The 13,179-nt window shown below is 70.5% G+C and carries 15 protein-coding genes and 2 pseudogenes; 8 read left to right on the forward strand and 9 right to left on the reverse strand.

The genetic code is table 11. The features are described from left to right. Positions 1-84: 84 nt before the first annotated feature. A complete protein-coding gene (locus ABZ260_RS33000) occupies positions 85-624 on the reverse strand; it encodes a MarR family transcriptional regulator (protein WP_355625588.1) in 540 nt (179 codons plus the stop codon). A 291-nt stretch (positions 625-915) separates the two neighbouring features. Between ABZ260_RS33000 and ABZ260_RS33005 the strand changes: the two genes are divergently transcribed. Beyond that, positions 916-2,340: a hypothetical protein gene (locus ABZ260_RS33005; protein WP_355625590.1), complete on the forward strand. Its 1,425-nt coding sequence runs from the start codon at positions 916-918 to the stop codon at positions 2,338-2,340. A gap of 55 nt (positions 2,341-2,395) precedes the next feature. Further along, on the forward strand, positions 2,396-3,073 hold the full coding sequence (locus ABZ260_RS33010) for a DUF4230 domain-containing protein (RefSeq protein ID WP_355549949.1): 678 nt from the start codon (positions 2,396-2,398) through the stop codon (positions 3,071-3,073). Positions 3,074-3,239: 166 nt separating this feature from the next. On the opposite strand, the gene meaB is transcribed toward ABZ260_RS33010, so the two are convergent. Together meaB and ABZ260_RS33020 are read right to left on the reverse strand one after the other, a co-directional pair. Beyond that, complete coding sequence (meaB, locus tag ABZ260_RS33015; protein ID WP_355625592.1) at positions 3,240-4,193, reverse strand: methylmalonyl Co-A mutase-associated GTPase MeaB; 954 nt, start codon at positions 4,191-4,193, stop codon at positions 3,240-3,242. Continuing rightward, positions 4,190-5,377, reverse strand: coding sequence for an acetyl-CoA C-acetyltransferase (locus tag ABZ260_RS33020; protein WP_355625594.1), 1,188 nt, complete (start codon positions 5,375-5,377; stop codon positions 4,190-4,192). The genes meaB and ABZ260_RS33020 overlap by 4 nt, the downstream gene beginning before the upstream one ends. An 85-nt stretch (positions 5,378-5,462) precedes the next feature. Here ABZ260_RS33020 and mce point away from each other — a divergent pair, with 85 nt between their 5' ends. After that, positions 5,463-5,924 carry a methylmalonyl-CoA epimerase gene (gene mce, locus ABZ260_RS33025; protein ID WP_355625596.1) on the forward strand — a complete coding sequence of 154 codons (462 nt, stop codon included), beginning with the start codon at positions 5,463-5,465 and terminating at the stop codon, positions 5,922-5,924. 157 nt (positions 5,925-6,081) lie between these two features. Beyond that, positions 6,082-6,342, forward strand: a pseudogene (locus ABZ260_RS33030) (cellulose-binding protein); the annotation flags it as partial. Between the two features lie 72 nt (positions 6,343-6,414). Here ABZ260_RS33030 and ABZ260_RS33035 read toward each other — a convergent pair. Continuing rightward, positions 6,415-7,110, reverse strand: a pseudogene (locus ABZ260_RS33035) (condensation domain-containing protein); the annotation flags it as partial. A 110-nt stretch (positions 7,111-7,220) separates the two neighbouring features. Between ABZ260_RS33035 and ABZ260_RS33040 the strand changes: the two are divergent. The 3 genes from ABZ260_RS33040 (at position 7,221) to ABZ260_RS33050 (ending at position 9,512) form a co-directional block, all read left to right on the forward strand. After that, entirely contained in the window at positions 7,221-7,985 is a 765-nt protein-coding gene (locus tag ABZ260_RS33040; RefSeq protein ID WP_355625598.1) for an SDR family NAD(P)-dependent oxidoreductase, read from the forward strand. A gap of 118 nt (positions 7,986-8,103) precedes the next feature. Beyond that, entirely contained in the window at positions 8,104-8,532 is a 429-nt protein-coding gene (locus ABZ260_RS33045; RefSeq protein WP_355625600.1) for a VOC family protein, read from the forward strand. Then, the gene (locus ABZ260_RS33050; protein WP_355625602.1) at positions 8,529-9,512 is read left to right on the forward strand and encodes a class I SAM-dependent methyltransferase; all 984 of its coding nucleotides are present in this window, start codon (positions 8,529-8,531) and stop codon (positions 9,510-9,512) included. The genes ABZ260_RS33045 and ABZ260_RS33050 overlap by 4 nt, the downstream gene beginning before the upstream one ends. A gap of 3 nt (positions 9,513-9,515) precedes the next feature. Here ABZ260_RS33050 and ABZ260_RS33055 read toward each other — a convergent pair whose 3' ends face one another. From ABZ260_RS33055 to ABZ260_RS33075, 5 genes are read right to left on the reverse strand one after another with little or no spacing between them, the layout of a single operon-like run. Next, on the reverse strand, positions 9,516-10,040 hold the full coding sequence (locus ABZ260_RS33055; RefSeq protein ID WP_355625604.1) for a S26 family signal peptidase: 525 nt from the start codon (positions 10,038-10,040) through the stop codon (positions 9,516-9,518). Beyond that, positions 10,037-11,857, reverse strand: coding sequence for an ABC transporter ATP-binding protein (locus tag ABZ260_RS33060; RefSeq protein WP_355625606.1), 1,821 nt, complete (start codon positions 11,855-11,857; stop codon positions 10,037-10,039). The genes ABZ260_RS33055 and ABZ260_RS33060 overlap by 4 nt, the downstream gene beginning before the upstream one ends. Before the next feature lie 13 nt (positions 11,858-11,870). After that, entirely contained in the window at positions 11,871-12,434 is a 564-nt protein-coding gene (locus ABZ260_RS33065; protein ID WP_355625608.1) for a hypothetical protein, read from the reverse strand. Beyond that, complete coding sequence (locus ABZ260_RS33070) at positions 12,382-12,726, reverse strand: MauE/DoxX family redox-associated membrane protein (RefSeq protein WP_355625610.1); 345 nt, start codon at positions 12,724-12,726, stop codon at positions 12,382-12,384. Before ABZ260_RS33070 ends, ABZ260_RS33065 begins: the two co-directional genes overlap by 53 nt. Next, entirely contained in the window at positions 12,727-12,912 is a 186-nt protein-coding gene (locus ABZ260_RS33075; protein ID WP_355625612.1) for a hypothetical protein, read from the reverse strand. A gap of 158 nt (positions 12,913-13,070) precedes the next feature. Here ABZ260_RS33075 and ABZ260_RS33080 point away from each other — a divergent pair. Then, a partial coding sequence (locus ABZ260_RS33080) for a helix-turn-helix domain-containing protein (protein ID WP_355625614.1) occupies positions 13,071-13,179 on the forward strand: 109 nt, incomplete at its 3' end.

Genomic DNA, 13,179 nt, shown 5'->3' on the forward strand with positions numbered 1-13,179 from the left:
GGGTCGCGAGGAACGAGCGGCCCCGGTCGACGAGGGAAGGAGCCGGACAAGAGCGGCCTCACCGCGACGCGCCAGCGTCGCCATCTAATCGCCATCTACAAAGTCGCCGGCCGCGACGCGGAGGGTTCTGAGGAGGTCGAACATCTGGTCCAGCTCATCCTCGCCGTACATGGGCATGGCGAAGCCGGCCTCCATCAGGTCGGCGGTCGCTCCGCGGACGACCTCCCGCCCCCGGTCGGTGATCTCGGCGAGCACCCCCCGGCCGTCGCGGGGATTGGGCATGCGACGTACCAGACCGGCACTTTCCAGGCGGCTCACGGTGTTGGTCACGCTCGTGGGATGGACCATCAGACGCTCACCGATCCTGGCGAGCGGCAGCGCTCCGGTCCTGCTGAAGGTCAGCAGCACCAGGGCCTCGTATCTGGCGAAGGTCAAGTCATGCGGTTTGAGCAGCGTGTCCAGTTGCGACAGCAGGATCTGCTGCGCTCTCATGATCGATGTGACGGCGGCCATGGCCGAGGAGGGCCCGAAGTGAACGCGCCACGTCTTCGCGGCACGCTCGATGGGGTCAAACGGGAGATTCAGCCGACCTGTAACCACAGGGCTACGGTAGCGCGGCCTCATCCCGATTCGCCCGTATACGTAGAGTCACCATTCTGATGGCTTCACCAAGAACCCGGACGCCAAACGTCACGCTCCGTTATGGTTCCCACATCGAATGGTGAGGCCGTGGCCAAGTGGCCACGCTGACTCAGTCCGGCCTGCGGGGGAAGCGAGCCGGACCGGTGCCGAGGGGACCGGCATCCGCACATTCACGGCACGGGGGGTGCTTGATGAACGACAACTTGACGGCGTTCGAACGCCGGACGCACTTCGGCTACACCGGCTCGGCGTGGGTTCTCACCACGCCCACCGGTGCGTGAGCACAGGGGCGTTTCACGCGAGGAACTCCAGCAGAGCGGGTTGATGGCGGTCGCCATCCTGCTCGTGCTCGGGGTGGTCGCGGCGTGGAGCGTCCTGGTTCCCGGTGTCAGCGCGTGGGAGAACATCATCGTCGCGGTGATCGGCTCGCTCCGGTTGACCGGCCCGGTGGCGGCCGCGTTCGCCGCGTGGGTGGCGGTGCGCAGGCGGCGCGGGACGGGGGGCCGATCGATGACCCCGTGGCAGGCGGTGCGGGCGCCGCTGGCGATCCTGGTGGTGACAGGTGGCGCGTTCACCGCCACCGTCATGGTCCTGGCGGTCAGGACCATGATCACCGAGCAGGCCGGGCGACTGCTGCCCAGCGGCCTGGTGATGGGCGTGGCCGGGCTGGCGCTGTACGTCGTCATCGGCTGGGTCACCGGCTGGCTGATGCCGTGGACGATCACGCCGGTCCTGGCCGGACTCGGTTGCTACAGCCTGTTCACCTGGCTGTGTCACGGGCCGACCTGGGCCGACCGGCTCGCCCCCGCCACGCGGGAGCCGTACGACCCGTTCCAGGGACTGAACTCGGCGGCGTTCACCGACCAGACGCTCTGGCTGGTGGGGATCAGCGCGGCGCTCCTGCTCGGCTGGGCCGCGGTCGTGACGCGCCAGGCCCTGGTGCTGGCCGCCGCGCTGATCGCGGTGCTGGCGGCGGGGACCGGCATGGCCCGCCTGTTCACCGAGGAGCAGCCGGTCTCGGCCCAGCAGATCGTCTACAGCTGCCAGGAGTGGCCGATCATGGTCTGCGTGCACCCGGGGATGCGCGCCGGACTACCCGAACTGGGCTCGGAGTTCATCAAGATCGCCTCCCGGCTGGCCGGGACACCCGGGGAGTTCTCCCGGGTGGAGCAGCACCCCAGGCGTGACGGTTCCACCCTCTCCGCGGGCGTGATCGCGATCCACGTGGACGATCTGGCCACGGGGTTCGCCGAGAAGGCGGCCGACGAGTTCGTCGACGGCCTGGCCGCGCGGTGTGACGCCACTCCCGCGGCGGGCTACCGCGACATCGTGGCCGCGTGGCTGCGGGGTGAGCCGCTTCCCGGCGGGCCGCTCGCGGAGCACCGGTACGCGGCGGCGTGGTTCTCGGGGCTCACGGACGTCCAGCGGCGCGACTGGCTCCGGCTCTACTACGCGGACTTCACCGGCTGCCGGTTACAAAGCACTCACTTTGGCGGCCAGTCCGGGCAGACCGCCCAGACAGGACAGTACGGCCAGCCGGGGCAGGGGGCGGGAGGCACCTCGACCGGGCCCGAGCCCAGGTCAGGCCCCGCCCACCAGGCACCCGGCGGGCCGCCGCCGCCCGGGACGGGCGTCCCGCCCGCCCCGTGGCGTGCCCCCTTCGCCGAAGGCGGCACGCCGCCGTCGCCACGGGGCTGACAAGATCGGCATAGGCTCGGCGTGAGAAGGTCGCCCCCCGGGGAAGGAGAGCTTCGTGAAAGCCTCCCAAGAAGCTCCGCCCGAGACCCCCCAGGCGGCGCCTCGCAGGCGCCGCTGGCGTTTCCTCGCCGGGCTGCTCGTCGTCATGGTTCTCCTCGTCGTGGGTGCTCGCCTGACCTGGTCGTGGCTGAACCCGTTCGGCGAGGCCACGATCGACCGCAGCCAGCCCGTGCTGCTGGAGTCCATTCACAACCTCAGCCGTTTCGAGGCCGCCACCGGCAACTTCCAGGTCGTGGTCGACCTGGAGAAGGACGCCGCCTTCCTGCCCGACGCGGTCAAGGGCAGCCGGACGCTCTTCGTCGGTGCCGGTGGCGTCGACGCCTACGTCGACTTCGGCGGTATCGGCAACGGCGGGCTGACGGTCTCCCCCGACCGCACCGAGGTCACGGTCAGGCTGCCCCGTGCCCAGCTGGAGAAGCCGAATCTCGACAACAAGCGCTCCTACGTCTACGCCCAGCAGCGCGGTCTGCTGGACCGGGTCGAGGACTTCCTGTCCTCCTCCCCCTCAGACCAGCAGGAGCTCTACGTGCTGGCCGAGAAGAAGATCGCCGAAGCCGCCCTGGCCAGCGATCTGCGCAACCGCGCCGACCAGAACACCAAGATCATGCTTGAGGGCATGCTGAAGGGTCTCGGCTTCGAGAAGGTCATCGTCAAGTTCGCCGACGAGACCTGACGCCCCCGCGTCCCGGCCCTCGGCGCCCCGGCCGGTGCGGGCCCCGCCCACGCTCACCGGGTTCGGCGGCGCGCCGCCGCGGAGACGACCTCGCCCGCCCCTTGGGACACCTTGGAAACCGAGGAAGCGCGGTGAGGGTTCGCGGGCGCCGCTCGGTGCCGGGGGATCACCCCGGCCGCCCCACCGCCGTCAGAAGCTCGTCAGCCGCGGTGTAGGGGTCGAGTTCCGCGTCCAGAACGCGGGTGGCGAGGGCGTCGAGGCGCCGGTCTCCGTGCAGGTCGGCGAAGCGGGAGCGCAGGGTGGTGAGGGCGATCGCCTCGATCTCGTCCCGGGCCCTGGCCTGGCGGCGGCGGACGAGCTCGCCCGCCCCCTCCAGATAGGCCAGGTGGCCGTCGAGGGCCGCGACCACCTCCTCGGCGCCCTCCCCCCGCAGGGCCACGGTCGGCACGATCGGCGGTCTCCAGGGCCGGTCGACCAGGGCGATCATGTTGCGGAGCTCGCGGATCGCGGCCTGGATGCCCTCTCGGTCGGCCTTGTTCACCACGAACACGTCGGCGATCTCCAGGATGCCCGCCTTGGCCACCTGGACGCCGTCGCCCATCCCCGGGGCGAGCAGCACGACCGTGGTGTCGGCCAGCGAGGCGATGTCGACCTCCGCCTGGCCGACACCGACGGTCTCGACGAGGATGACCTCGCAGCCGGCCGCCTCCAGGACGCGCAGCGCCTGGGGCGTGGCCCACGACAGCCCGCCCAGGTGGCCCCTGCTCGCCATCGACCTGATGAACACGTCCGGATCGGTGGCGTGGTCCTGCATCCGGACCCGGTCGCCCAGCAGCGCCCCGCCGGTGAACGGCGAGGAAGGGTCGACGGCGAGCACGCCGACCCTCACGCCACGCCTGCGGAACGCGTGGACCAGCATCCCCGTGGAGGTCGACTTGCCGACGCCGGGCGGGCCGGTCAGGCCGATGATCCGGGCCTGGTGTGGCCGGTCGGCGCAGAGCAGCGCGGCGATCTCCCTGAGTCCGGGGGAACCGTTCTCGACCATGGAGATCAACCGGGCCACGGCCCGGGGTCGGCCCTCCCTGGCCAGCGCGACCAGGTCGGAGACCTCCAAGGTCATGCCGAGGGAACGCGGATGATCAGAGCGTCACCCTGCCCGCCGCCGCCGCAGAGGCCGGCCGCGCCGAGGCCGCCGCCCCTGCGCTTGAGCTCGTAGGCGAGGGCGAGGACGATGCGGGCGCCGGAGGCACCGATCGGGTGGCCGACCGCGATGCCGCCGCCGTTGACGTTGACCTTGTCGAGGGGGACGTCGAGCTCCTTGACCGACTGGAGGACCACCTGGGCGAAGGCCTCGTTGATCTCCACCAGGTCGAGGTCACCGGCGGCGAGTCCCTGCTTGCCGAGGGCGTGCTTGATCGCGTTGGCCGGCTGGGACTGGAGCGAGTTGTCGGGCCCGGCGACATTGCCGTGGGCGCCGATCTCGGCCAGCCACTCAAGACCGAGCTCCTCGGCCTTGGCCTTGGACATCACGACGACGGCGCAGGCGCCGTCGGAGATCTGCGAGGCGGACCCGGCGGTGATCGTGCCGTCCTTGGTGAACGCCGGTCGCAGTCGCGACAGGACCTCGACCGTGGTGTCCCCGCGCACGCCCTCGTCGGCGGAGAAGACCGTCGGCTCGCCCTTGCGCTGCGGGATCGCCACCGGCACGATCTCGTCGTCGAAGGTCCCGTTCTTGATCGCGGCGGCGGCGAGCGTGTGGGAGCGGGCGGAGAACTCGTCCTGCTCCTCGCGGGTCAGCCCGAAGCGCGCGTTGTGCCGCTCGGTGGACTCGCCCATGGCCACCTGGTCGTAGACATCGGTGAGGCCGTCGAAGGCCATCGAGTCGATGATGCCGGCGGCACCGTACTTCACGCCCTTGCGCAGGCCGGGCAGCAGGTGCGGGGCGTTCGACATGGACTCCATGCCGCCCGCGACCACGATGTCGAACTCACCGGCCCGGATGAGCTGGTCGGCCAGGGCGATGGAGTCCAGGCCGGAGAGGCAGACCTTGTTGATCGTCAGGGACGGCACGGACATCGGGATGCCCGCCTTGACGGCGGCCTGGCGGGAGGGCATCTGCCCCACACCCGCCTGGAGCACCTGCCCCATGATCACGTACTGCACCGCCTCTGGAGCGACGCCGGAACGCTCCAGCGCGGCTTTGATCGCGATGCCGCCGAGTTCGACGGCCGACAGGCCGGACAGCGAGCCGAGCAGTCGGCCGATGGGGGTTCGAGCCCCGGAGACGATGACGGAAACGGACATAACAGGGGGCCTCCCTGACAGGGCTTGGAGCGACTTTGCCACCATACCCATGGGCACATCGGTGACCTTGAAGGAGGATGGCTCTATGTTCATGCGCATCGATCACGTGGGAATCGCCTGCCACGATCTTGAGGAGAAGATCGCTTTTTTCGAGCAGACCTTCGAGCTCACGGTGGTGGCCCGCGAGGTGAACGCCGAGCAGGGGGTGAAGGAGGCGATGCTGCACATCGCCGACGGGGAGGGCGGTGGATCGTATATCCAACTCCTCGAACCGCTCGGTTCCGACACGCCGGTCGGTAAATTTCTCGCGAAGCGCGGGGAAGGCGTTCATCATGTCGCCTTCGGTGTTCCGGACGTCGTGCGTGCTCTGGACACGATCGGTGGCAGGGGCGTCCGGCTGCTCGACGAACGGCCGCGCCACGGCTCCATGGGTTCGTCCATCGCCTTTCTTCACCCCAAAGACGTGGGGGGAATGCTTACCGAACTCGTACAGGCTCCGGAAAGGCAAGCTGAGACCACGTCGAATGCAAGAAACGCCGATACGTAACAAGTCGCGCATAAAGTCGGACGAGACCGCCAACTCGGCAACGGCGGAGTACGCTGGCGTACCACCGGACGTGGATCCCGCCCCGGCTCCCGCTTCGGATGCCTGAAACCCCCGTCCGGCCCGTGTAGCCGTCTCGACAACCCAGGATCGAGCCTCCATGCAGTCCGACATCGACGCCCAGCTCAACAACTTCTTTGAGGACGCCCCCGCTCGGGAATTCGACGTGGTGCTCCGGGGCTATGACCGGCACCAGGTCCACGACCATCTGAAGCAAATCGACGGTGAGCTTCGGCAGTCCCGGGAGCAGGTTCAGAACCTGCAGCGGGATCTGTCCGACTCCCAGCGCCAACTTCAGGAGCAGGAGCGCCCGACCTACTCCGGCCTCGGCGCCCGGATCGAGCAACTGCTCCGCCTGGCTGCGGTGGAAGCGGCCCGCGCGGCTCCGCTGCGGCGGGCGGGGCCGGTCCGAGGGCAGGTCGAGCAGCCGGGGCACGCCCTCCAGGGTCCGCCGCCAGTAGTCGACCAGGCGCGAGCGCACCTCCTCGGTGCGCAGCCGCTCGCGCTGCCAGACCGAGAAGTCGGTGTACTGCAGATCCAGTTCGGGCAGGGGCGCCGAGGAGGTGTAGAGGGCCTCGATCTCGCGCCCGACGATGCCGAAGGACGGGTCGTCGAAGACGATGTGGTGGAAGGTCAGCACGAGCACGTGGTCGTCGGGCCCCAGCCTGAGCAGCAGGGCCCGCCCCAGCGGCCCGTGCCGCAGGTCGAACGGGGCCAGGATGTCGTCGGCGGCCATCCGCGCGGCCTCGCCCTCGGGGCCGGCCCCGTGATCGGGCTCGCCGGCCAGGTCGACGGAGCGCAGCACACCGGTGGGCGCGTCGCCGACGCGCTGGACGGGCATGCCGTCGATCTCCTCGACGGTGGAGCGCAGGATCTCGTGCCGCCTGATCACCTCGCAGAGCGCCCGGTCGAGGGCTCCGGCGTCGAGGGGGCCGCGCAGTCGCAGGGTGGCGGGCACGTGGTAGAACCCGAATCCCGGATTGAACCTCTCGCCGAACCAGATGCGCTCCTGGGTGGAGGAGACCGGCACCCCCTCCTCGGGTATCGCGCGTCGCGGGATGCGATCTCGCTCGCGCCGCCGGCGGGCGATCAGATCGTGCACATTGTCAGCGCCGTTGGAAATCGTCATTGGTTACCTCACGTCTGTGGGGTGCAGCGTGAATGCGGAATTTCGCGTCAGGATATGTCTTGATAAGTAAGCACATTCGCCCAGCATTGCGGAAAGGCGGCTAAACGGATATGGAGCTGCGAGGGGTGACGGCACTGGTGTCGGGGGCCGGTGGAGGGCTGGGCGCCGCCACCGCGCGCGAGCTCGCCGGGGCCGGCGCGCACGTGGTCGTGGCCGACACCGACACCCGTACGGGAGCCGCGGTGGCGGGCGAGGTGGGCGGCACGTTCGTGGAGACCGACGTGACCCGCGCCGAGTCGGTCGAGCACGCCGTGGAGATGGCCGCGGGACTCACCGGGCCGTTGCGGGTGGCGGTGAGCTGCGCGGGCATCGCACCCGCCGCCCGCACGCTCGGCCTCGACGGCCGCCCGCACGACCTGGAGACCTTCGAGCGGGCGCTGGCGGTCAACCTGGTCGGCACCTTCAACGTGATGCGCCTGGCCGCCGCCGCGATGGCCGCGACCGAGCCGCTACAGGACGGCGAGCGGGGCGTGGTCGTCAACACCTCCTCCGCCGCCGCCGAGGACGGCCAGGCCGGTCAGACCGCCTACGCCGCCTCCAAGGGCGCGGTCGCCGCGCTGACCCTGCCGGCCGCCCGCGACCTGGCCTCGGTCGGCGTACGGGTGTGCGCGCTCTCCCCCGGCTTGTTCGACACCCCGCTGTTCGAGGCGATCCCGCCGGAGTTCCGGCGCCCGCTGGTACGGCAGATCGTCTTCCCGCCCCGGCTGGGAACGCCGCGGGAGTTCGCCCGCGCGGTCCGGGCCGTGTGCGAGCTGGGCTACCTCAACGCGACGGTCGTCCGCCTGGACGGCGGCCTGCGCCTGCCGAGCACGTGACCGGTTCGTGGAACCCGTGAAAGCGGTGCAAATCGCGAACGCCCGGACGTCTCGCCGGCGGGATGCGGGGTAGCGTTCCCGTACGTTTCCAAGGTCGCCGATCGAGGGAGAGAGAGAAATGCTCAACCCACCCGACGGAATGCCGAGAATCACCCCCGTCCTCTTCTACGCCGACCTCGGAAAAGCCATCGAATGGCTCATCGAGGCGTTCGGATTCGAAAAGCGGAAGGTGCTGAACGACGACGGCTCCATCGTGCACGCCGAGCTGTCGTTCGGCGAGGGGGTCGTGCAGCTCGCCGGGACGGGTGACGGCCGCAGGCACGAGCCGCGGGGCCGGGGCGAGCCGCACCAGAGCCTGTACGTGTTCGTCGACGACGTGGACGAGCACCACGAGCGCGCGAGGAAGGCGGGGGCGGTGATCCGCGACGAGCCGGGCACCCGCTTCTACGGCGACCGCAACTACACCGCCGAGGACCTGGAGGGCCACCACTGGGTTTTCGCCCGCCGGATCGAGGAGATCCCGTACGACGAGATCGACACCCCGTGAGCGCCGTAGAGCAGGTCAGGGAGCTGTACGAGCGCTACCCCTGCCCCTCCCTGACCGTCGGCGACGACCTGATCCTGGACCTGGCGCTCGGCATCGGCATGGTCGCCAGGGACAAGACCCTGGCCGGCAAACGGGTGCTGGACGCCGGCTGCGGCACCGGCCACCAGTTGCTCGGGCTCGCCTCGCAGTATCCGCGGGCGAGCTTCACCGGCATGGACCTGTCGCGGTCCTCGCTCGACGTGGCCGGGGAGCTGCGCGAGCGCAACGGGCTGACCAACGTGGAACTGGTACGCGGCGCCATCGGCGGGGACGGGTTCGAGGGGCCCTACGACCTCATCGTGATGACCGGGGTGCTGCACTGCCTCGACGACCCCCGTGCGGGCCTGGCCTGGCTGGCCGAGCGGCTCTCCCCCGGCGGCCTGATGTACCTGTGGCTCTTCCACAGCTTCGGCGAGCACCAGCGGCTGATCGACCGCGAGCTGGTACGGCTGCTCTCGGGCGGCGACACCGGCGAGGATGGCCTGTCGGTGGTGCACCGGCTGGGCCTGGGTCGCTCCGCGGGCCGCTACGGCACGCACTCCTCGGCGACCGGCGACCCGCGCGACCAGGATGTGCTGGACGCCGACGCCTACCTGCACCCGGTGATGCGCACCCACCGCTTCGGCGACGCGGCCCGCCTGTTCGAGGGCCTGGACGGGATCGGCTGGGTCGCGCTGAACGGCGTCAACTGGGACGGTGGCGGCAAGATCCTGGACCTGGGCCGCCGCCACCCTACCTCCCCGGTCTTCCTGTCGGACGCCGACCTGTTCGACGACGAGGAGCTGCTGGCCCGCTACGCCGCCCTGCCCGCCGCCGAGCGGGCCGCGGTGCTGGAACTGCGCCTGGCCCCGACCGGCTTCACCATCGTGGCCGGCACCCCGGGCGCCGAGAAGCTCTGCGAGCCCAGGATCACGGGCAACATCCTGCTCAGGAACCACTAGTGGTCAGGGCCTTTCCTGGTCGACGCGCCGGCGGGAATCGGCTCCGGCTGTGGGCCTTCCGCCGAGCCGGAGCAGGATCACGCCGAGCACCCGATCTGTTCGGACGGTGCCGAAGTGCCGGGAGTCTCTGCTCGCCTCGGCGTTGTCGCCGAGGAGCACGATGTGCCGGGGCGGAACGATACCGGTGGGCTGCCGGGCCCAGGAGGGCAGGCAGGCCGGCTCCGGATCGCCCGGCACCGCGGCGACCCGTTTGACCATCCACCGGGAGCCTCCTGCTCCGGTCGGATCGCCCGGCCGGCAAGGTCCCGGCTCCTCGACCACCACGATGTCACCGTTACGCAGCCGCTCACCCGGCGTCCGGCGGACCAGCACCCGGTCTCCGGGGCGTAGCGCCGGTGCCATGCTCAGCCCGCTGACCGACAGCGCGACGAGGTGCCCGCGGAGCAGGACCGCCGCGGCCACGACGGCGAACGCGAGCACCAGCACCGCGCCGGCACCGGTCAGCACGGCGGCCAGAGCGGCGCTCACCGGACCCCCTCCGACGTCGAAGGACGGTAACCGGCCGCCTGCAGCTCGAAGAGCCGGGCGTACGCACCGCCGCGCATCAGCAGCTCGTCGTGCGTGCCCCGTTCGGCGATCCGCCCGTCGGACAGCACGACGATCAGATCGGCCTCGCGTACGACGCCCAGCCGGTGTGAGACCAGCACGCCGGCCAGTCCGCGCCGGTGCTCCCGGAGCCGGGCGTGCACCTCATGCTCGGCCTTGGCGTCCAGGGCGGAGCTCGGCTCGTCAAGGACGAGCAGATCGGGCCGGTCGAGTACGAGACCCCGGGCTATCGACAGCCGCTGCCACTGCCCGCCGGAGAGGACCACCCCGGTGTCCGGGTCGGCGCGGTCGGCTTCGGAGAAGAAGATCCGGGTCAGCAGCGTCTCGTAACCGTGCGGGAGGGCGGCCAGGACGTCGTGCACACCGGCGCGATCCGCCGCGCCCTCGATCCGGTCGTCGTCTCGCAGGGCGGTCAGGTCGCCGATGGCGATGTTCTCCCGCGCCGTGAGGTCATAGGGGATCGCGTCCTGGAAGACGGCCCGGATCCGGCGTCTCAGCTCCGCCGGGTCGAAGTCGCGCAGGTCGACGCCGTCCCAGAGCAGCTGCCCACGAGTCGGATCGTAGAGCCGGCACAGCAGTTTTATCAGCGTGCTCTTCCCGGCTCCGTTGAGCCCGACCACGGCGGTCGAGCGCCCCGCCGGGAGTGTCAGGTTCACCCCGCGCAACACCCACGGCTGGTCGTCGGCGTAACGGAACCAAACATCGCGCAGCTCGATCCCGCCCCGCAGGGGTGTCACCGGCAGGGGCCTGTCGCGTACCGGCAGATCCGGCCCGGCGTCGACAACGGTCAGGTAGTGCCCGAAGAGCAGCAGCGCCTGATGCACGGACACGGCCTCGGTCACCAGAGCGGCAAGGGCGCCCTGTACCGTGCCGACCGCGGCGACGACGAGCACCACGTCACCGACGGTCAGGGTGCCCTCGGCCGCGGCGCGTACCGCCCACAGCAGCAGACCGGCCGCCACCGCGGCGCCGAGCACCGCCAGCCCGCCCTGAAGTCTCAGCTCCCGCCGGTCGATCCGGCGGTGTGCGCCCTGGATCGTGCGGATCTCCGTGGCCATCCGCTGCCACAGGTACGGTCCGGCGCCGAACAGGCGCAGTTCCTTGGCGGCCTGCGGGCTGGTCAGCAGGCCGGAGTAGAACAGTTCCCGCCGCTCGGCCTGTCCGGTCTCGACCATCATCGCCGCCCGGCGCCTGCTCAGCGCCAGCTCGGCCAGCAGGGCCGGTACGGCGGCGAGCAGGACCGCCACCGCCACCCAGGGCCCGAGCAGGAGCAGGGAGCCGGCGAAGCCGGTGATCGTGAGCAGTGCCTGGATGCCCCCCAGCCCGCCGTCCACCACCATTCCCGGGCTGTTGACCCCGCTGGATCTGGCGATCTGGAGACGGTCCAGGAAGACCGGATCCTCGAAGCGGCGCAGCCCCACGAAGCGGTCCACCGCGGCGTAGAGACGCGAGGTGGCGAGCAGAAGCACCCTTCGGTCGGTCTCGGCCCGCAGGTAGCGGGTGGCGTGCGGCATCAGCGCGGCGACCACCCCGACGGCCCCAAGCGCGGCGGCCGGCCCCAGCAGGTCGAGCCACCGCAGCGGCCCGGCCACCAGCCGGTCGATCACGACTTTGGTCAGCCAGGCGATCGCCAGCGGTGCGAGCCCACCGAGGGTCGCCGCTCCCAGGTAGGCGGCGATCTGCGCTGGGGCGGCATGTCGGGCGAGCGCCAGCGCCCGCCCGGTTACTCGAAACGACACCGGTGCGGCGAGGTCAGCCGACAGCCGGAAGGGCCGCGGTGTCACGGTGGGTGACGGGCGCAAGGTCGAAGCCGGACGCGACCACGACGCCCCCCTCGACCAGGACGAACGCGGGGAAGCCAGTTACGGCGAACGCCTGCTGGACCGGGCCCCGGTCGGGCTCCACCACGATGGTGGCCACCGGTCGAAGTAGCTCGACCAGCTCCGCGGTCTCCTCCTCCGCGCCGACGGCCACGGCCAATACGGCATCCCGGCCTCCGGGCCGGGATGTGGCATGCTCGATGAATTCGGGCAGCCGCTCCTTGCACGGTTGGCAGTGCGGGGAGAAGAAGCCGACCAGCGGGCGGTCGCCGAGCGTTGCGAGAGTGACCGGCAGTCCCGCCACGCTGGTGGCGTCGAATCCGCCTACCGACGATCCCGCTGGCATCGCGACATCGCTGCCGCCGGAGTCGCCGTTGCGCAGAGCGGCCAGCTCGGCTGTGTGCTCACGCAGCCGGCGCACGACACCGACGGTCAGTATCAGGTTAGTGACGACCAGCAGTCCAATTAGGACCGCGGCCGCGGCTAGGTACGCCATCAGGTCTCCTTCGGGGAGTGGGTGCGGGTGCGAAGAGCGCGACGAGCAGCGCGGCGGCCGCTGTGAAGCCGATGTCCCGGGTGAGTGGAACCGCCAGCAGCACCACCACGACCGCTTCCGCCACGGCGACCGCGACCGCGACCTGCCGAGCGCGAGCGTCACGGACCAGCCGCATCGACACCAGGGACGTCGTGAAGGCACGCAGGGCCTGCCCACTGCGTAGTTTGCTCGCCGCAGAGGCAAGGAAAACCACCGCGAGCAGGCCCTGGCACACCGGTATCAGGTATGCCACTCAGCAGCCGAGGCCGACGTTCTTGCAGGGGCCGCACGGCTGAAAATCACAGCAGGTCTTCTTGTACAGGTACGGCCCCGAGCAGTAGCACGAAACGCTGTAGCAGTTTGCGGCGGCGTGTGCAGTCGCCTTGGGAACGAGGCCCTCGACCATGCGGTCGGCAAGGGCGGTGAGCGTACGGGTCATAGCGTCCTCCTCTGCGCCGGCCGCCGAATGCGGGCCGGCGGATTCATCAAAACCCGAACCTCACCGGCCAACCAGGATCTTGGACCGGACGTTGGACCGGACGTCCGGTACGCTGCCGAGTGGATCATGGGGGGTCAGCTTTGGTGAACGCGTTCGGAATGCTGCTCCGGCGTCATCGGCTGCACCGTCAGCTCACGCAGGAGGCGCTTGCCGAACGGGCCGGTGTCAGCTCCCGCTCGATCCGCGAGATGGAACGGGGCCCCGGGC

This window comes from Streptosporangium sp. NPDC006013 (assembly GCF_040614275.1).
In the GTDB taxonomy this organism is placed as follows: domain Bacteria; phylum Actinomycetota; class Actinomycetes; order Streptosporangiales; family Streptosporangiaceae; genus Streptosporangium.